This window comes from Shumkonia mesophila (genome assembly GCF_026163695.1).
Lineage (GTDB): Bacteria > Pseudomonadota > Alphaproteobacteria > Rhodospirillales > Shumkoniaceae > Shumkonia > Shumkonia mesophila.
In genome coordinates, this window is sequence record NZ_JAOTID010000012.1 from 1 (window position 1) to 17,697 (window position 17,697).

15 protein-coding genes are annotated in these 17,697 nt (G+C 66.4%); 5 read left to right on the plus strand and 10 right to left on the minus strand.

Annotation, left to right across the window (positions count from 1 at the left end; all coding sequences use genetic code 11):
- On the plus strand, positions 1-210 hold a 210-nt coding region (locus ODR01_RS17755; protein ID WP_316979033.1), incomplete at its 5' end, for a hypothetical protein.
- A 324-nt stretch (positions 211-534) separates the two neighbouring features.
- Here ODR01_RS17755 and nifJ read toward each other — a convergent pair.
- Both nifJ and queG read right to left on the minus strand, forming a co-directional pair.
- Positions 535-4,122, minus strand: a complete 3,588-nt coding sequence (gene nifJ / locus ODR01_RS17760; protein WP_316979034.1) for a pyruvate:ferredoxin (flavodoxin) oxidoreductase — start codon at positions 4,120-4,122, stop codon at positions 535-537.
- Positions 4,123-4,452: 330 nt separating this feature from the next.
- The gene (gene queG / locus ODR01_RS17765) at positions 4,453-5,565 is read right to left on the minus strand and encodes a tRNA epoxyqueuosine(34) reductase QueG (protein ID WP_316979035.1); all 1,113 of its coding nucleotides are present in this window, start codon (positions 5,563-5,565) and stop codon (positions 4,453-4,455) included.
- A gap of 403 nt (positions 5,566-5,968) precedes the next feature.
- On the opposite strand from queG, the gene ODR01_RS17770 reads away from it, so the two are divergent.
- Together ODR01_RS17770 and thrC are read left to right on the plus strand one after the other, a co-directional pair.
- Complete coding sequence (locus tag ODR01_RS17770; protein WP_316979036.1) at positions 5,969-6,454, plus strand: VUT family protein; 486 nt, start codon at positions 5,969-5,971, stop codon at positions 6,452-6,454.
- A gap of 30 nt (positions 6,455-6,484) precedes the next feature.
- Positions 6,485-7,630 carry a threonine synthase gene (gene thrC / locus ODR01_RS17775; protein WP_316979037.1) on the plus strand — a complete coding sequence of 382 codons (1,146 nt, stop codon included), beginning with the start codon at positions 6,485-6,487 and terminating at the stop codon, positions 7,628-7,630.
- Positions 7,631-7,751: 121 nt separating this feature from the next.
- Here thrC and ODR01_RS17780 read toward each other — a convergent pair whose 3' ends face one another.
- From ODR01_RS17780 to queA, 4 genes are all read right to left on the minus strand, one after another.
- The gene (locus tag ODR01_RS17780; protein ID WP_316979038.1) at positions 7,752-8,072 is read right to left on the minus strand and encodes a hypothetical protein; all 321 of its coding nucleotides are present in this window, start codon (positions 8,070-8,072) and stop codon (positions 7,752-7,754) included.
- A gap of 595 nt (positions 8,073-8,667) precedes the next feature.
- Positions 8,668-9,132, minus strand: a complete 465-nt coding sequence (gene queF, locus ODR01_RS17785) for a preQ(1) synthase (protein ID WP_316979039.1) — start codon at positions 9,130-9,132, stop codon at positions 8,668-8,670.
- Positions 9,133-9,238: 106 nt separating this feature from the next.
- A complete protein-coding gene (tgt, locus tag ODR01_RS17790) occupies positions 9,239-10,399 on the minus strand; it encodes a tRNA guanosine(34) transglycosylase Tgt (protein ID WP_316979040.1) in 1,161 nt (386 codons plus the stop codon).
- Positions 10,396-11,433, minus strand: coding sequence for a tRNA preQ1(34) S-adenosylmethionine ribosyltransferase-isomerase QueA (gene queA, locus ODR01_RS17795; protein WP_316979041.1), 1,038 nt, complete (start codon positions 11,431-11,433; stop codon positions 10,396-10,398). The genes tgt and queA overlap by 4 nt, the downstream gene beginning before the upstream one ends.
- A gap of 222 nt (positions 11,434-11,655) precedes the next feature.
- Here queA and ODR01_RS17800 point away from each other — a divergent pair, with 222 nt between their 5' ends.
- A complete protein-coding gene (locus tag ODR01_RS17800) occupies positions 11,656-12,858 on the plus strand; it encodes a pentapeptide repeat-containing protein (protein ID WP_316979199.1) in 1,203 nt (400 codons plus the stop codon).
- 23 nt (positions 12,859-12,881) lie between these two features.
- Here the strand turns inward: ODR01_RS17800 and ODR01_RS17805 are convergent, their stop codons facing one another.
- The 4 genes from ODR01_RS17805 to ODR01_RS17820 all read right to left on the minus strand — a co-directional run bounded on the left by ODR01_RS17805 (position 12,882) and on the right by ODR01_RS17820 (position 17,355).
- Entirely contained in the window at positions 12,882-13,490 is a 609-nt protein-coding gene (locus tag ODR01_RS17805) for a hypothetical protein (RefSeq protein ID WP_316979042.1), read from the minus strand.
- A gap of 126 nt (positions 13,491-13,616) precedes the next feature.
- Positions 13,617-15,278 carry a hydroxylamine reductase gene (gene hcp, locus ODR01_RS17810; RefSeq protein ID WP_316979043.1) on the minus strand — a complete coding sequence of 554 codons (1,662 nt, stop codon included), beginning with the start codon at positions 15,276-15,278 and terminating at the stop codon, positions 13,617-13,619.
- Positions 15,279-15,606: 328 nt separating this feature from the next.
- The gene (locus ODR01_RS17815) at positions 15,607-15,924 is read right to left on the minus strand and encodes a hypothetical protein (RefSeq protein ID WP_316979044.1); all 318 of its coding nucleotides are present in this window, start codon (positions 15,922-15,924) and stop codon (positions 15,607-15,609) included.
- 153 nt (positions 15,925-16,077) lie between these two features.
- On the minus strand, positions 16,078-17,355 hold the full coding sequence (locus tag ODR01_RS17820) for a class I SAM-dependent RNA methyltransferase (RefSeq protein WP_316979045.1): 1,278 nt from the start codon (positions 17,353-17,355) through the stop codon (positions 16,078-16,080).
- Between the two features lie 34 nt (positions 17,356-17,389).
- Here ODR01_RS17820 and ODR01_RS17825 point away from each other — a divergent pair, with 34 nt between their 5' ends.
- Positions 17,390-17,695, plus strand: coding sequence for a putative quinol monooxygenase (locus tag ODR01_RS17825; RefSeq protein WP_316979046.1), 306 nt, complete (start codon positions 17,390-17,392; stop codon positions 17,693-17,695).
- Positions 17,696-17,697: the final 2 nt, after the last annotated feature.

Genomic DNA, 17,697 nt, shown 5'->3' on the forward strand with positions numbered 1-17,697 from the left:
AGCATCTGGCCCGCCGTCATCACGCCGGAGCCCCCACTGCCCGTCAAGGCGATCGACACCGACGAGGCCATACGGGCGTCCCGCGCCGACTTGCGGGCGCGCGACGGTCGCGAGGGTTCGGAAGGTTCGTTGGCTTCGGACGACCCGGAAGCGCGGGTGGATTCGGCTGTGGACAGCATCGGTGATCTCTTCATGTTTTGGGATTTTTGAACGCCGGAACAGCATCGCGCCACGCTGCGCGTTCCTGCTGCCGTCCGGTCTTACCGTGTGCCAAAAGCGACCCACTGCGCTCGCGTTGGCGACCATGGGGTCTTACTTCGATCATCGTTCGCCTTACTTGGCCGGGATGATTTCTCGATGGTTTAGGCAGGCGCCTATCTGGGGCCCACCTTAGCGATTTGACGGCGTTTGACAACAGAAAAAATTTCGATTTTTTCGAAACTATCCTATGGTTCGCCGTCCAGGGCTTCTAGATAACAAAACGCCCGGCGGAAGGTCCGCCGGGCGTCTGTCGTTACTTTCGGGGCAGGCCGGTTACTCGGCTGCCTCGGTCGGAACCGCGACCGCCGGCATCGATACCTCGGCCAGCTTTTCGTAGACGGTCCGGCGACGACGGATTTCGTACTCCGCATCCGCCACCAGGGCCTTGTAGCGTTCCGGATTCTTGCGCCGGATGATCTGGAACCGGTTCTCGGTCGACAGGAAGTCGTCGAGCGAGATGCTCGGCATCTTGCTGTCGATGGTCAGCGGCTTCTCGCCCGTGCCCAGCTTGCGCGGGTCGTAGCGATAGAGCAGCCAGTAACCGGAGTCGACCGCCAGCTTCTGGTGCCGGGCGCCGTCGAGCAGTTCGAAGCCGTGCTCGCCGCAGGGCGAGTAGGCGATGATGATCGACGGCCCGTCGTAGGACTCGGCTTCCTGGAAGGCCCGCACGGTCTGGGCGTCGCTGGCGCCAAGAGCCACCGAGGCGACGTAGATGTTGCCGTACGAGACCGAGATCAGGCCCAGGTCCTTCTTCGGCTGCGACTTGCCGGCCATGGCGAACTTCGCCGCCGCCGCCAGGTTGGTCGCCTTCGAAGCCTGACCGCCGGTGTTGGAGTACACCTCGGTATCCATCACCAGGACGTTGACGTTGTTGCCCGACGCCAGCACGTGGTCGAGACCGCCGTAGCCGATGTCATAGGCCCATCCGTCGCCGCCGACGATCCACACCGACCGCTTGACCAGGAACTCCGCGATGTTCTCAAGCCAGCGGGCCTCCGGCGTATGGATGGCGGCCAGCTTCTTGCGCAACACCTCGAGCCGGCCACGCTGCGCGGCAATGCCGGCCTCGTCGCTCTGGTTCGCCTTGACCATTTCCTGGACGAAGTCGGCGCCCAGTTTGTCGCTCATGCGGACCAGGATCTCGCAGGCCTGCTGATGGTGCTTGTCGACCGCCAGACGGAAGCCCAGGCCGAACTCGGCGTTGTCTTCGAACAACGAGTTCGCCCATGCCGGACCACGGCCTTCGCAGTTGGTCGTGTAGGGGTGGGTCGGCAGGTTGCCGCCGTAGATCGACGAGCAGCCGGTGGTGTTGGCGATCAGCGCGCGGTCGCCGTACAGCTGGGTCATCAGCTTGATGTAAGGCGTTTCGCCGCAGGCCGCGCAGGCGCCCGAGAACTGGAACAGGGGCTCGGCGAACTGCGACATCTTGACGTTGGCCCTGAGCTTGGAGCGGTCCGGGTTCGAGAGCTTAAGGAAGAACTCCCAATTGTCCCGCTCCTTCTCGCGCAGCGGCGGTTGGGCCACCATCACGAGCGAACGACGCTCGGGATCCTTCTTGTCCTTGCCGGGGCAAACCTGGACGCAGAGCTGGCAACCCGTGCAGTCTTCCGGGGCCACCTGGATGGTGTACTTGGCACCCTCGCCGAATTCCTTGCCCTTGTAGTCCATGGCCTTGAAGGTCGAGGGAGCGTTCTTCAGTTCCCCGGCCTCGTAAACCTTGGCGCGGATGGCGGCGTGCGGGCAGACCAGGGCGCACTTGTTGCACTGGATGCAGAGATCCCGCTCCCACACCGGGATTTCGAGCGCGATGTTGCGCTTGTCCCACTGGGTGGTGCCGGTCGGCCAGGTGCCGTCAACGGGGAAGGCGCTGACCGGAACGAAATCGCCTTCGAACTCCAGCAGGCGGGCCGTGACGTTGCGCACGAAGTCGGGCGCATCGTCCGGAACCAGCGGAGCGCGGTCGTAGTTGGCGGTCGCCTGGGCCGGAACCTTGACCTCGTGCAGGTTGACCAGGGTGGCATCGACGGCCTTGTAGTTCAGCTGAACGATTTCCTTGCCTTTGATGCCGTAGGTCTTGTCGATGTACTTCTTGATCTGCTTGATCGCCTCGTCACGCGGCAGCACGCCCGAGATGGCGAAGAAGCACGTCTGCATCACCGTGTTGATGCGACGGCCCATGCCGGTCTCGGAAGCCACCTTGTCGGCGTTGATGACGAAGAACTTCAGCTTCTTGTCGATCAGCGCTTCCTGCACCGAACGGGGCAGGTGGTCCCAGATCTCGTCTTCGCCGTAGGGCGTGTTGAGAAGGAACGTGGCGCCCGGCGCCGCGTACTTCAGCATGTCGCGCTTCTCGACGAACGAGAACTGATGGCAGGCGACGAACTGGGCCTGATCGATCAGGTAGGGCGACTGGATCGGCTTCGGGCTGAAGCGCAGGTGCGAAATGGTCATCGCGCCGGCCTTCTTCGAGTCGTAGACGAAGTAGCCCTGGGCGTAGTTGTCGGTGTTCTCGGCGATGATCTTGATCGAGTTCTTGTTGGCGCCGACGGTACCGTCCGCACCCAGACCGAAGAAGACCGCGCGCTTCACGCCTTCCAACTCGGCGTTGAAGCTGAGATCGGGGGTCAGCGACAGGCCGGTCACGTCGTCGGTGATGCCGACCGTGAAGTGCATCTTCGGCTTGTCCTTCTTGAGCTCGTCGAACACGGCCTTGGCCATGGACGCATTGAACTCCTTGGAGGACAGGCCGTAGCGGCCGCCGATGACGACCGGATCGGCCGCCGCCGCCCGCACGCCCGACTGCTTGGCCTGGAAGAACGCGCTCATGATGTCGAGATAGAGCGGCTCGCCGAGGGCGCCGAGTTCCTTGGTGCGGTCGAGCACCGCGATCGCCTTGACGCTGACGGGCAGCGCGGCGATGAAGTGGTCGAGCGAGAACGGACGATAGAGGCGGACCTTGAGGACGCCGACTTTTTCGCCGCGCTTGACCAGCGCGTTGACCGTCTCGTGAACCGTTTCCCCGCCCGAGCCCATGATGATGACGATACGCTCGGCATCGGGGGCGCCGAAGTACTCGAACAGCTTGTACTGGCGGCCGGTCAGACGGGCGAACTTGTCCATCGTTTCTTGCATGATTTCGGGAGCGGCGGTGTAGAACAGGTTCCGCGCTTCCTGCATCTGGAAGAAGGTGTCGGGGTTCTGCGCGGTGCCGCGGATGACCGGATGGTCCGAAGACAGCGCCCGCTTGCGATGGGCGGCGACCAGCTCGGGATCGATCATGGCGAGCAGGTCTTCGTTGGTCAGCTCCTCGAGCTTGGTCACCTCGTGCGAGGTGCGGAAGCCGTCGAAGAAGTGCAGCACGGGAACCCGCGACTTGAGCGTCGCGGCCTGGCCGATGCAGGCGAAGTCATGCGCCATCTGGCCGGAGCCCGAGGACAGCATGGCAAAGCCGGTCTGGCGGGCGGCCATGACGTCGGAGTGATCGCCGAAAATGGACAGCGCGTGCGTCGCGATGGTCCGGGCGGAGACGTGCATGCAGAAGCTCGTCAGCTCGCCGGCGATCTTGTACATATTCGGGATCTTCAGCAGCAGGCCCTGCGACGCCGTGAAGGTCGTCGTCAGCGCACCATTCTGAAGCGCGCCGTGCACAGCACCGGCGGCACCCGCTTCGGATTGCATCTCGACCACCCGGGGAACGGTGCCCCAGATGTTTTTCCGACCGTCGGCCGACCACGCGTCCGCGTGCTCACCCATATCCGACGACGGCGTGATCGGGTAAATGGCGATTACTTCATTTGTACGGTGGGCAACGGAAGCGGTGGCTTCGTTGCCATCCACCGTAATCATTCGCCTTTCCGCCATGGGATCACTCCTCTTGATTTTCATATGTCACACGGACGGCACCGGGTTCTTCCGGATGCCGGTTGCTGCTTTCACAAGAACCAAATAAAAAGGTCTGATTGCAAATGATTATTAATTTCCCGCAATACTTATGCCTAAGATTATGATATACAGAAAGAATATTTCCGCGGGTTTTTTGGCGCAGGAAGGGTATACGTGATTCCTCTTCCGATAGCAAGACTGTAATCTCCCTAACCCCCGGCTGCCCTGGCCTTTTCCACTATTTGGAAACGATCTTCCCACGCCCTCCGGCAAGGGCGGCGCAAGTATTCGGAAGCAGCCGCAAGAGGGCTAGCCTTGGGAAGCCGGCCCCGGCGCGCCGCTCAGCCGCCCGAACGCCCATTGCGCCGCCTCGCGCACCAGGGGGGATTCGTCTTCCAGGCGCGGCCGCACCACCGAGAGCAGCGCGGCGTCGCCGCTGTTGCCGATGGCGATCAGGACGTTGCGCAACAATCTGTCGCGCCCGGTGCGCTTGATCGGCGTGCCGGCGAAGGCCCGGCGGAAGGCGGCGTCGTCGAGCCCCGCAAGCTCGGCCAGGCGGGGGGCGTCGAGATCGGGCCGGGCCTGGAACGCCGCCTCGGCGGTCGGGCGCGAGAACTTGTTCCACGGACAGGCGGCCAGGCAGTCGTCGCAGCCGTAAATGCGGTTGCCCAGCGCCGGGCGCAGGTCCGCCGCGATGGCGCCCTTATGCTCGATCGTCACATAGGAAAGGCAACGGGCGGCGTTCATCCGATAGGGTTCGGCCAGGGCGTCGGTGGGACAGGCCTCGGCGCAGCGGTTGCAGCTGCCGCAAAGGTCGGTCTCCGGGGCGTCGGGCGGCAGCGCCAGCGTGGTGAAGACCTCGGCCAGGAACAGCCACGACCCGAAGGTGCGCGACACCAGGTTGGTGTGCTTGCCCTGCCAGCCGATGCCGGCGCGGGCGGCCAGCGGCTTTTCCATCACCGGCGCGGTGTCGACGAACACCTTCACCTCGCCGCCCCGGGTTTCGACGATCCAGCGGGCCAGCCGCTTGACCCTTTTCTTGACCACGTCGTGGTAGTCGCGGTTGCGGGCATAGACGCTGACGGCGCCACGGTCGGCGCGGCCCTGCAAGGCGCGGGGATCTTCGGCCGGCCCGTAGTTGACGCCGAGCGCGATGACGGTTCTGGCTTCCGGCCACAACGCCTGGGGATCGGCCCGCCGGGCGAAGGTCTCGGCCAGCCAGGTCATGTCGCCGTGCCGGCCGCCGCCCAGAAAGGCGGCCAGGTTGGCGCCGTCGGCGGGCGGCGCCCCGGCCTTCGCGAAGCCGGCGGCGTCGAAGCCCATCTCGAACGCCCGGGCGCGGATGGCCTCCTTGGTCGCGAAGTCCGGCGCCCCGGGGGCGGCCGGTCGCTCGGCTCTCCGCTCGGGTGTCTGTCCGGCCATCGTCCCTCGTCTGCGGTTGCGCCCATTATAATAAGGTACGAAAGGGAAAACCCAACGGCCGTCGCCCCCTCCGAAATGGCTATTTTTTAGCCGTCATTATTTTTTAGATTAAAATTTAATCACATATGCGGCGCGCCGCTGGCCGCCCATTTTCTTTATATCCTTGTTTTCAAGGGACTTATGGCCTCGTCCAAAGTTGGCATCCCTCTTGCTTAGTCTAAGCCAGGGGTCTCCCGACCCCAAGGAGCGTTTTTTCGGACGTGTTCCTTTTCACCTCCCGGCAAGTCCCAACTTCGCGCGGGGCGCTTTCAAAAGCGCCCCGCCTTTTTTCGCGTCGCATTCCGTCTCGCCAGATCCCCGTGCCGTGTGATAATGAACCGGCCTGAAACGGGAGCCCCTGCCCATGAAGCTGAAGTACACGGCCCTTTATATTCTCTTCATCGTCGCGGTGAATTACGGCTTTGCCATCTCGCCGCTGGTCAAGCTGCCGGACGGCACCATGTGGCCGCCGATTTCGCTCGTGGTCGGCTTCGTCTTCGTCGCCCGCGATTTCGCCCAGCGCGAGATCGGGCACAGGGTGCTGCTGGCCATGCTGATCGGGGCCACCGTCAGCTATTTCATGGCCAGCCCGATGATCGCGGTCGCCAGCGCCGCCGCCTTCCTGATCAGCGAACTGGTCGACTGGGCCATCTACAGCTTCACCCGGCGGCCGCTGTCGCAGCGCATCCTCTATTCCAGCGCCCTCGGCGCGCCGGTCGACAGCTTGGTCTTCCTGTCCGGCATCGGCCTTCTCTCGACCGCCGGGGTGATCGCCATGACGGCGAGCAAGATGGTGGGCGCGCTGATCGTCTGGTGGCTGGTCCGCCGCCGCGAGCCCGCCGCCGGCTGATTTCATTCGTCAACAACAGGGGGCCAGGAAATGGCTCGGTCGTCCGCCCGTTACGTCTGCCCCGCCTGCGCCGCCACCCGCGATACCGAGACGCCGCTGTGGCGCTGCCCCGAATGCGCCTCCATCCTCGATCTCGCCGACGGCCCCGGCCTGACGCCGGCGGCCATCGACAAGACCGACACCTCGCCATGGCGCTACGCCGCCGCGCTTAGGGTGCCGCGCGATGGCGCCATCTCGATGGGCGAAGGGGGGACGCCGCTGATCGAGCGGCGATGGAACGGGCGCGCCGTTCACCTCAAGATGGACTACCTGGCCCCCACCGGGTCCTTCAAGGATCGCGGCGTCGCCGTGCTGATGAGCTATCTTAAGCAGCACGGCGTCGCTTCCATCCTCGAGGATTCGTCGGGCAACGCCGGGGCGGCCATGGCCGCCTATTCGGCGGCGGCCGGCATCGCCTGCCGCATCCTGGTGCCGGCCAGCGCGCCGGCCGGCAAGCTTGTCCAGATGCGGGCCATGGGCGCCGACGTGGTGCCCATCGAGGGCAGCCGCCAGGACGTCTCGGACGCCGCGCTGGCCGAGGCGGAGAAAACCTTCTACGCCAGCCACAACTGGCAGCCCTTCTTCCTCGAAGGCACCAAGACGGTGGCCTACGAGATCTGGGAACAACTGGGCTTCCGGGCCCCCGACAACGTCATCGCGCCGGCCGGCGGCGGCAGCAACGTGATCGGCTGCCACATCGGTTTCCGCGAGCTTCTGGCGGCCGGCCAGATCGATCGCATGCCCCGCATCTTCGGCATCCAGGCCGCCAACTGCGGCCCGGTCGCCGCCGCCTTCGCCGCCGGCGCCGACGACTACATCCCGACGGAAACGACGGCCACCGTCGCCGACGGCATCGCGCTTTCCCGCCCGGTGCGCCTGCGCCAGATGCTGGCCGCCGCGCGCCAGACCGGCGGCGCCATCGCGGCGGTCGCCGAGGACGAGATCGTGGCGGCGCTCAAATCCCTGCTCCGCCAGGGCCTCTTCGTCGAGCCGACCTCGGCGGCCGGCGCCGCCGGGTTGGGCAAACTCATCGCCGCCGGCACTATCGCGGCCAACGACACGACGGTGCTCATCCTCACCGGCAGCGGGCTCAAGGCAAGCGCCAGGATCGGCGGCCTGCTCGGCCTGGACGCCTGATATCGGCCTTCGGACAGCCCCACCTCTCCCCGGCCCTCTCCGCCCCCGCGGGGCGGAGAGGGAGGGACCCGTCGCGGCACGCGACGGGAGGGTGAGGTGGGGGACCGTTCCGGAACGGCGCTCACGCCTCGTCTTCCTCCTCGCGGGCGCCCTCATGCATGATCGGCGGCCCGAACTCGGCAAACGAGAACAGCCTGAAGGCCCGGTTCCCGTTGTAGTCGAGCACCCGCAAATCGTCGCTTTCCCGCAGGTCGCGGGCGACCACGAAAAAGTGCCCGCCGTAGCGCTCCTTGGCCAGATCGAGGCTGATCTCGTAGGCGATGAACTTGTCGATTCCCTTGTGGGCCAGCTTTTCCAACAGCGCCGGCTCGGTAACCGACTTGTGCGAGGTGAGGATCATCATCGACCCTCCCCCGGTAACGATCATCACGGCATTCATCATCGGCCTCCTTCCCCCCCCATGACGGGACGGTCGGGCCGGCGCGCGCCGCCTGGGCCTGCGTCGTTTTGCTTTTGTCGTTGTCGGGGCGTTCCGCCGCCACGGGCGGAACCGGCCACGCCGCCGTCCCCTGGTGAACGGCCCTTATCATATCATAAGAAGGCGCCGAAGGGGGGCCGACCATAGCGGTATGAAATCAGGCGCGTTCGGGTCCCGCACCTTTACAATCCGCGAAAGTCCGGGGCATCCAGGTTGCCGAATCTGGATTGCCCGGGCTGCGCCGGGCAATGACGACAAAAAGGAGGCTGCGATAGCCATCGTTACCGCCTCGGCGAGGCCGAATATTGATATTTCCCTAGAAAAGGCTTATAATCATATTTTGCTGTTTGACAGGTAAATAGACCCTTCGTCGGCATGCGCCCATCCGCGCCTGGATCGGCGATTTATCGTCCTGATTCGAAACGACAAATCGGCGAAATGACGACAGACGACGACAGATGATGACAACCCTATCGCCCTAACAGGTTTCCCGCAACGATTTCAAGGGGTTGCGATATATCAGAAGGGCTGAATAATCATCATTCCGGCGGGCCCGGCCCTACCCCCGTCCGCGATAGGAGGCCACGCCCTGGTCGGGCACCCACAGGCCGGCCGGCGGTTCGCCGGTCTGCCAGAAGACGTCGATGGGAATGCCGCCGCGCGGGTACCAATAGCCGCCGATGCGCAGCCACTTCGGTTTCGCCGCCGCGATCACCTTGCGGGCCACGGAGAGCGTGCATTCCTCGTGAAAGCCGCCGTGGTTGCGAAAGGCCGTGAGGTAAAGCTTCAGGGACTTGCTCTCGACCAGCTTCTTGGCCGGCACGTAGTCGATGACCAGGTGGGCGAAATCGGGCTGGCCGGTGACCGGGCACAGCGCGGTGAATTCCGGGCAGGCGAAACGCACCAGATAGTCGGTGCCGGGGTTGGGATTGGGCACCGTCTCCAGCACCGCCGCCTCGGGTAAAGCCGGGATCTCGCCGCGGCCACCCAGCTGGGTCAGGTTCTCGTACTTCTTTGCAGTCATCTGGCTCTCCGTCCCCCTTTTTCGTCATTCCCGCGCAGGCGGGAATCCAGTCCCGCCGGTCCGTCTGGACTCCCGCTTTCGCGGGAGTGACGGGTGAAAAACAATCCTACAGCGCCTCGATGTCGCCCGCCGCCTGCTCCGCCGCGAAGCGCGCCGCAAACTCGGCGAACGCCCCGGCGGCGACGGCGCCGCGCAGCTCGGCCATCAGGCGCTGATAGTAGCGCAGGTTGTGCCAGGTCAGCAAAACCGCGCCCAGGATTTCCTTGGCCCGCACCAGGTGGTGCAGATAGGCGCGCCCGAACTGCCGGCAGGCCGGGCAGTCGCAGCCCTCTTCGAGCGGCCGCTGGTCCTCGGCGTGGCGGGCGTTGCGGATGTTGACCTGGCCCTTCGCCGTGAAGGCCTGGCCGGTGCGCCCCGAACGGGTCGGCAGCACGCAGTCGAACATGTCGATGCCGCGCGCCACGGCGCCGACGATGTCGGCGGGCTTGCCCACCCCCATCAGGTAGCGTGGCTTGTCGGCGGGCAGGTGGGCCATGGTGAAATCGAGCACCTTGCAGGTGAGATCCCAGCCCTCGCCGACCGCCAGGCCGCCCACCGCATAGCCGTCGAAGCCGATGCCGACCAGGCCGGCCGCCGATTCCCGGCGCAGGGCTTCGTAGACGCCGCCCTGGACGATACCGAACAGGCCATAGCCGGGGCGGCGGGCGAAGGCCTGGCGGCAGCGCGCCGCCCAGCGCAACGACAGGCGCATGGAAATCGCCGCCTCGGTCTCGGTGGCCGGGTAGGGCGTGCATTCGTCGAGCACCATGGCGATGTCGGAATCGAGGCAGCGCTGGATCTCCATGCAGCGCTCGGGCGTCAACTCGTGGGCGCTGCCGTCGACGTGCGAGCGGAAGGTGACGCCGGTCTCGTTCATCTTGCGAAGATCGGTCAGCGACATCACCTGGTAGCCGCCGGAATCGGTGAGGATGGGTTTGGGCCAGTTCATGAAGGCGTGCAGGCCGCCCAGCCGTTCGATGCGCTCGGCGCCCGGACGCAGCATCAGGTGGTAGGTGTTGCCCAGGAGGATCTGGGCGCCGGTTTCGGCGACCGCCTCGGGCATCATCGCCTTGACGGTGGCCGCCGTGCCGACCGGCATGAAGGCCGGGGTGTCGATGGCCCCGTGCGCGGTGTGCAGGCGCCCCCGGCGGGCTGCGCCGTCGGTGGCCAGCACGTCGAAGCGAAAGACGCCCCGCCCGCCAAAGCTCTCCGGGCGAAGGCGGGTCACCGTCCGCCCTCCCGCGTCAGCAGGCAGCCGTCGCCATAGGAATAGAAGCGATAGCCGGCGGCCTTGGCGTGCGCGTAGGCCGCCCGCATGCGGGCCGTTCCGGCAAACGCGCAGACCAGCATGAACAGCGTGGAGCGGGGCAGGTGGAAATTGGTCAGCATCATGTCGGCCACCTTAAACCGGTAGCCCGGCGTGATGAAGATGTCGGTCTCCCCGCTGAAAGGGGCCAGCGTGCCGTCGGCAGCGGCGGCGGTTTCCAGCAGCCGCATGGACGTGGTGCCGACGGCGACGATGCGTCCGCCGGCCTTCCTGGCGGCGTTGACGGCGGCGGCCGTTTCCGCCGTCACCTCGCCCCACTCGGCATGCATCTTGTGGTCGGCGACGTCGTCGACCTTCACCGGAAGGAAGGTGCCGGCCCCGACGTGCAGCGTCAGGAACGCCGTGCCGATGCCGCGCCCGGCCAGGCCGGCCACCAGGGCGGGTGTGAAGTGCAGCGCCGCGGTGGGGGCCGCCACGGCGCCGTCGCGGCGGGCGAACATCGTCTGATAGTCGGCGCGATCGCGCGCGTCGGCCGGCCCGTCGCGCTTGATGTAGGGCGGCAGCGGCATGGCGCCGGTCGCTTCCAGGGCCGCCATCAGGTCGGCCCCGGCGCGGTTGAAGAGGAGCGTCACCTGGCCGGCCTCGCCCTTGGCCTCGACGCGGGCGGCAAGGCCGTTCCCGAAGTCGATGGCGTCTCCAAGATGCAGGCGGCGGGCCGGCCGCACCAGGGCGTTCCAGGTGTCGGCGGCGACCTGGCGGATCAAGGTAGTCTCGATCCGCGCCTGGCCCCGGCGGCCGTCGAGGCGGGCCGGAATCACCCGGGTGTCGTTGAAGACCATCAGGTCGCCGGGCGCCAGAAGCCCCGGCAGGTCGCGCATGGCGAAGTCGCCAAGGCCGTCCGCGACGGCCAGCAGCCGGGCCGAATCGCGCGGCGCCGCCGGGCGCTGGGCGATGAACTCGGACGGCAGATCGAAATCGAAGTCGGCGACCTTCACGGGGACCAATCCTTTGCGGGCAAGCGGTTCATAAGGGCGGGGCCGGCGGGAATCAAGGGAAAGCCGCCGGCCGGCCGCCCCCCGTCCCGTCTGTCATCATTCCGTTACAAACTCCGCCTTGCGATTCCACCGACGATCGGCGAAACAGGCTTGGCATGGGGAAGGGGTTGGATGGGGGACCGGCCGGTTGGTCCGCTCCCGCGGGTGGGCGTTGCCGTGACGATGGATTGGTCGAAGACACGGGTTCTTCTGGTTCACAGCGATATTCACGTGCGCCGCTGGGCGCATGACGTGCTGCACAAGCAAAAGGTCGCCAGCGTCCAGAGCACCCGCTCGCCGGCGACCGGCCTCGCCCTGCTGGCGCGCTTCGCCGCCGACGTCGCGATCGTTCAGTTGTGCCAGCCGGAGATGAACGGGGCTGAGTTCGTGCGCCGTCTGCGCGACCCCGAACGCAGCCCCCGTCCCCACCTGCCCGTCGTCATCATCGCCGACGTCGACAACCCCCTGCTCGGCAAAGCCCAAGAAGCCGGCATCGACGGCGTCATCGTTCGCCCGATGACGGCGGATGTCTTTCTCGACCGGATCGCGGTTGCGGCCACCGCCCGGCGCCCGGCGTCACCCACGGACCGGCGTGACCGGCGTCCCGTCACGACCGTCGCCCCGTCAATATCGGGACGCCCGTCCATGATCTCAGCGCCGGCAGCGCCGTCCCGGATCGCCGCCCCCGCCGTCCCGCCACGCCTGGCCCCTCCCGCGCAAAGCAACGGGATCGAAGTCCTGGAGCGCCCCACCGCGACGTCGCGTCCGCCGGTCCCGCCGGTCGAGCCGGCGGTCAAAGCGGTTTCCTTTCATGACGCCGAGGTTTGGGCGGAGGCCCTGGTTCCGGAAGCGGTGCCCGCGCCGGCCGACCCCGGCCTCGATATCGGACCGATCCTCGCCGAGCACGCGACGTGGCTGCGCTCGCACGGCAGCGAGGGAAGCCGGGCCCGGCTGGAGGGCGCCGACCTGCACGGCCGATCGCTCGCCAACGTCAACCTCGCCAGCGCCGGGCTGCGCGGGGCCGATCTCACGGACACCGATTGCCGGCTGGCGATTTTCGTCTCGGCCGATCTCAGGCACGCCGACTGTTCGGCGGCCGACATGACCGGCGCCGACCTTTCGGTCGCCAACCTGCGGGGTGCCGGACTGCGAATGGCGAGGCTGGCCGAAGCGTCGCTGCGCGGCGCCGACCTGGCCGGCGCCTGCCTGACGAACGCCATCCTCGCCGGCACAGATCTCGCCGGCGCCAACCTGCTGGATGCCGACCTCCGGAAATCCGACCTGAGCGGCGCCCTAGGCATCACCCAGGAACAAGTCGCCAAGGTCCGGGCCGATGCCTCGACCCGAATGCCACCGGGAATCCGGCTGCGTGCTCCCGAGGAATAGCCGCCGGCGGCCCGGCCCGCGATCTAGCGGGACGTGCCGGCCTTGGGCTTGCTCGCCGGTTTCGCCGCCTTCGTTGTTTTCGCCGGCTTCGCCGCCGCGGGCTTCGTCGCCTTCGCGGGCGTCTTGGCCTTTGCCGGTTTTGCCGCCTTCGCGGGCGCCTTGGCCTTTGCCGGCTTCGCCGCCTTCGCAGGCGCTTTCGCCTTTGCCGGTTTTGCCGGCTTCGCGGTCTTCGTCGCCTTCACAGGCGCCTTCGCTTTCGCGGGCGCTTTCGCCTTCGCCGGCTTTGCCGGTTTCGCGGTCTTCATCGCCTTCACAGGCGCCTTCGTTTTCGCGGGCGCTTTCGCCTTCGCCGGCTTTGCCGGTTTCGTTGTCTTCACCGCTTTCGCGGGTGCCGCAACTTTCGCGGGCTTCGTCGGCTTTTTCGTTTTTTCCGTTTTCATCGCTTTCTCCGACCTTGCAAGTTGCACCGTACCGGCCGTCTTCTTGGCCGCCTTCTTTACCATTGACGACGACTTCTTCGCGCCGCCTGCCGTCCCCCGCGGCTTCACTCCCCAAAGCTGATAGGCTCGAGTACGGATGATGTCCGCCATGGTCGGCGAGGGAGTCTCGATCTTGGCTTTTTCCGGCATCATGGAACCCCGTAGTAACTGCTCGATCCGCTGATTCTACGCATGATTTAGTTTCTTCGCCAAAACAAAAGAAGAAAGGAGGCTACAGAAAGCCTCCTTTCTTCTTAACAAAAAACTAACAACACCCCGTCAGGCGGCGGCCATGACGCCGGGTTGCATGGCTTCGAGGTCGTCCCTGACCGTGGTGATCGGCATGATGTTGAAAGTATCGACCAGCACCTTGAGCACGGCCGGCGTCACGAAAGCCGGCAGCTTGGGACCGACGCGGATGTTCTTGACGCCCAGGTGCAGGAGGGCCAGCAGCACGCAGATCGCCTTCTGCTCGTACCACGATAGCACCAGGTTCAACGGCAGACTGTTGACGTCGGTACCGAAGGCCTCGGCCAGCGCCACGGCGACGCGGATGGCCGAGAAGGAGTCGTTGCACTGGCCCATGTCGAGCAGGCGCGGCAGGCCGCCGATCTCGCCGAGATCGCAATCGACGACGCGGAACTTGCCACAGCCCAGCGTCAGGACCACCCAGTCCTTGGGCATGGTTTCGGCCAGCTCGGTATAGTAATTGCGGCCCGGCTCGGCGCCGTCGCAGCCGCCGATCAGTACGAAGCGCTTGATCGCACCGGTCTTGACCGCGTCGATCACGGTGTCGGCGACGCCCAGCACCGCGTGGTGGCCGAAGCCGACGTGATGGGTCTTGACGGGCGAGGCATCGACGAAGCCGCGACAGTCCAGTGCCGCCTCGATGACCGCCGAGAAGTCGCGATTGCCGATATGCGCAACACCCGGCCAAGCCACCAGGCCGCTGGTGAAGATGCGTGCCTGATAGGATTCGCGCGGCCGCTGCAGGCAGTTGGTGGTCATCAGGATGGCGCCGGGGAAGCGGTCGAATTCGGCCGCCTGCTTTTGCCAGGCGCCACCGTAGTGGCCGACCAAGTGGGGATGCTTCTTCAGTTCCGGATAGCCGTGGGCCGGCAGCATCTCGCCGTGCGTGTAGACGTTGATGCCCTTGCCGGCGGTCTGCTTCAGCAGTTCGTCGAGATCCTTGAGGTCGTGGCCCGAGACCAGGATGGCCTTGCCCGGCACGTGGCCCATCAGCACCTTGGTCGGCACCGGATTGCCGTAGGCGCCGGTGTTGGCCGAATCGAGCAGGGCGAGCACGCGCAGCGAAATCTCGCCGCACTTGAGATTCATGGCAACGAGCGCATCGACGGTGGGCGCGGGGTCGGTCAGGAAATCGAGCGCCTCGTGGAAGAAGGCGTAGACGACCGGGTCTTCCTTGCCGAGGATCGCCGCGTGTTCGGCGTAGGCGGCGGCACCCTTGATGCCGTAGGTCAGCAGTTCCTGCAGGCCGGCGGCATCGGCGCCAAGGGCATTGATGCGCCCGAGGATGGAGACGGTGCGACCCTGCGCCTGCAGGCCGGCATCATCGGCGGCCGGCGCCCAGGTCGCCGGGCCGGCGAGACCAACCGGCGCCTTCCCCGCCGCCACGCTGGCCTCTTGGTAGAGCCGCTTGGCGCGATCGCGCATCTCGGCGGCGCGGCGCAGCAGGCCGACCATGCGGGCCGGGTCGAAGTTGACGTTCGTCACGGTGGTGAACAGCGCCTCGATGGCGAAGCGGTCCACCTGCGGATCGCGGACGCCGAGTTGGGCCGCCCGGTGGGCGTACTGGGAAATCCCCTTGGTGGCGTGGATCAGCAGGTCCTGGAGGACGGCGACGTCCTCGGTCTTGCCGCAGATGCTCTTCTCGACGCAGGCAATCCCATGGGCGGTCTGTTCGCACTGATAGCAGAACACGGCGTTTTCTCCTTCATATTGTTCTATTTCGGCCCGCCGGCCGCGGCGAGACCGGCGGCGGCGGACCCGGGGCGAATCCGTATGCGCCGATTTAGCTCTTTCGGCGGCCGATTTTCCTTGATCCCCGATTGGACCCCGGTGCATATATCCTGTTAGTTGATGGAGGAATCGCCCCGCGCCTGGCGCCGGGCGTTTTTTTATGCCCGGTCGGCGAATTTGCGAACGCCGCCATGAACGTTCAAATGCCCGGCAGCGGGATCGCCACCGGGCATTCGAACGACGGTCTGGTCGGGCCCCGGAGGGCCCGGTCGTGCTGGTTACAAAGCCGTCAGAATTGCTTGACGCCGTCGACGTGCGCCGGCCCCCGCGTGTAGACCTGTTCCACCGCGCCGTCGGAATCGAGGTTGAAGACCACGGTGCCGCCGGACTTGAGGTTGACCCACGCCGTGTAGCCCTGAAGCTCGCCGTCGCCGCTCCAGTCGTTGAGAACGCTGATCCTGCCGATGTCGTCCGGCGACACGGCCAGCATCTTGGCCTTCTCGCTGACGATCTGGGGAATATCCGAGCCGTCGACCGTCATCGCGCTCGCCGAGACGATGCCGAGAGCGCTTGCGCCAACCAAGGCGGCAAAGAAAATACGGGTCATAGTGTTTCTCCTTCATTCTTCGTCTGAGGCGGCCCTTGCCGCCCGATGGGTGGCGACCATTCGCCACCCGCCGATGAAGTTGGCGCCGCAAACCGGAATGCCAAGACGCCTCGTGGCCACCTCACCGGGTCGTGATGGGATGTGATCGCGCCGTCAGCGCGAGAACCGGGCCACCACCTCGACGTGGGCCGACCACGGGAACTGGTCGATGGGAACGACCGGGTCCGCCCGATAGCCGCCGTCGATAAGAATGCGGGCGTCGCGCGCGAAGGTGGCCGGATTGCACGAGACCGCCACAACCACCGGCGGCCCGCCGGCCGCCAAGGCTTCCGCCTGGGCCTTTGCCCCGGCGCGCGGCGGATCGAACACCACGGCCTTGAAGCGCCCCAGCTGGGGACCGGCCAGCGGATTCTGGAAGAGGTCGCGCGCCGCGCAGACGACGCGCCGCGTCCGTTCCAAGGCGGCAATCAGCCCGGCGTCACCGTCGAAGGCCTGCACGGGGCCCTTCGCCGCCAGCCGGAGGGCGAAAGTGCCGATGCCGCAGAAGAGATCGGCCACCGGGAAGGCCTCGCCGACGGCCGCCGCGACGCGCGTCGCAATTGCCGCCTCGCCCTCGGAACTGGCTTGCAGGAAGGCGGCCGGCGGCGGCACCACGGCGATGCCGCCCACCGAAAGGAAGGGGGACCGGAACTCGGCCGCCAGCTCGATCCGCCCGGCGCGCCGCCAGCTCAGGCGGGCCAGGCCGTGGGCGCGGCCGAAGGCGCCGAGGCGTTCGAAGACGGCCGCGGAGGGCGCCTCGGCCAGATCGAGGCAGAGGTCGGCACCGCCGTCCGTCAGCGTCACCGCCACGTCGCCCGTCGCACCGGGGGCGACGATCCCGGCGATCAGTGCCCGCAGCGGCTCGACCAAGCCGGCCAGCCGGGGATCGAGGAGGGGACACTGCCGCTGATCGACGATGCGCCCGCTGGCCCGGGCGTTGAAACCGAGGACGGCGCCGCCGGTGGTCCGGCGATAGGCAAACACAGCGCGTCGACGGCTCCCCGGCGGTATGGCAGTCGTTTCGGCGACCTCCGCCTCGACGCCCCGTTGGCGCAACGCGGCAACCACCCGCTCGCGTTTCCACGTCGCCAGGGCGGCCGGGGCCAGGTGTTGCAAGGAACAGCCTCCGCAGTCGCCGAAATGGCGGCAAGGCGGCACCACGCGCTCGGCGGCCGGTTTCAGAACCTCGATCAGGCGGGCCTGAATGCCGTCCCCGGTTTCGCCGACAATCTCGGCCCTCACCCGCTCTCCGGCAAGGGCGAAGGGCACGAACAGCCGCTTGCCCTGCCAAAGTGCGACTCCGTCGCCGCGCACGCCGACGTCGGCGATGTCCACCTCGATCGGCGGCCGGTTCACCGCGTGGGCGCGGAAAGTGCGGGGCCGGTTCACCATATTATCCTGCGTGGCCAATTCACCGGAGGGGAACATGTTCGTCGTCGCCGCGGATTTCCGCATCAAGCCGGATCGCATCGAGGATTTCAAGAAACTGATCGATTGGCAGTCCTCCCGCTCGATCGCCGAGGAGAAGGGTTGCCTGCAATTCGACGTCTGCCAGCGCGAGGACGAACCCGGCACCTTCCTGCTGTACGAGGTCTACACCGACGCCGCGGCCTTCGACGAGGATCACCTGAACGTCCCGCGCTTCGAAGCTTTCCTCGGCCGGGCCAAGCCGATGATCGAGGGCGACCCCGTCATCACCCGCTTCAATCGTCTTTTCGCCAACACCAAGTAGGA